The organism is Mesorhizobium sp. M7A.F.Ca.AU.002.02.1.1 (assembly GCF_003998535.1).
Lineage (GTDB): Bacteria > Pseudomonadota > Alphaproteobacteria > Rhizobiales > Rhizobiaceae > Mesorhizobium > Mesorhizobium ciceri.
In genome coordinates this window covers 1-1,160 of record NZ_RZPB01001225.1, presented here as the reverse complement: position 1 = coordinate 1,160, position 1,160 = coordinate 1, and the positions used below count along the sequence as shown (strand labels likewise).

At 63.6% G+C, this 1,160-nt stretch carries 1 protein-coding gene; it reads left to right on the top strand.

Annotated elements, in window-relative coordinates; translation table 11 throughout:
* A partial coding sequence (locus tag EN879_RS36675; RefSeq protein WP_164774877.1) for an FAD-binding oxidoreductase occupies window positions 1–1,098 on the top strand: 1,098 nt, incomplete at its 5' end.
* Window positions 1,099–1,160: the final 62 nt, after the last annotated feature.

Sequence of the window (1,160 nt, the reverse complement as noted above, 5' to 3'; positions counted from 1 at the left end):
TTGTCCGACATCACCGCCCACGCCGCCCCCTACGGCTTCTTCCCCGCCGTTGTGCCAGGCACGCAATTCGTCACGCTCGGCGGGGCCATCGCCAATGACGTGCATGGCAAGAACCATCACCGGCGCGGCACCTTCGGCTGCCATGTCGAGAGCTTCACGCTGCTCAGGTCCGACGGCAAGACCCACCGCTGCTCGGCGACAGACAATACGCGGCTGTTTGCGGCGACGATCGGCGGCATGGGGCTGACCGGCCTCATCCTGTCGGCCTCGATCCGGCTGATGCGGGTGCATTCCCTCGACATCGTCGAAAAGGCGACGCCGTTTCGTGATCTCTGCGAATTCTTCGACCTGGCCGAGGCGGCCGATCAGGCCAACGAATATGCGGTCGCCTGGATCGATCAGTTGGCCGGCGGCCGCAACAGCGGTCGTGGCCTGCTGCTGTCGGGCAATCACGCCGAGCACGGCTCGCATGCCGCCTCGCGCGTCGGCGGCAATTTCTCGGTACCGGTGCAGCCGCCGTTCAATGTGCTCAACCGGCCGTTCCTGACCGCCTTCAACGCTGCCTACAGGTGGAGGAAGAGCCGAGCAACGGTGCCGCGCCAGGCCGGATATCAGGGCTTCTTCTTTCCACTTGACGGCGTGCGCGACTGGAACCGGCTTTATGGGCCGAAAGGGCTCTTCCAGCACCAGAGCGTGGTGCCGGAAGAGACGGCGCGCGAGGCCGTGCCGGCATTGCTGGCGGCTGCAAGGCAAGCCGGGCAGGGCTCGTTCCTCACGGTGCTGAAACGCTTCGGCTCCATCCGCTCGCCGGCGCTGCTGTCGTTTCCGCGTCCCGGCTACACGCTGACACTGGATTTCCCCAACAGGGGCGCCACGACGCTGACACTGCTGCGGGAACTCGACCGCATCACGGTCGAGGCCGGCGGCGCGGTCAATCCGTACAAGGACGCCCGCATGGGGGCCGAAATCGTCGATTCGTCCTTTCCCGAATGGCAGCGGCTGGAAGGGCTCCGCGACCACGCCTTCATGTCTGATTCCTGGGCGCGCACCGCGAAGAGACTGGATGCGCGACGAGGCGCGGTCGAAGCAGCCGAATAGATAAAATTCGAATAATTCTTGGTTAATTGATGATTAATAACGAGATTTACTCAAAATATTGT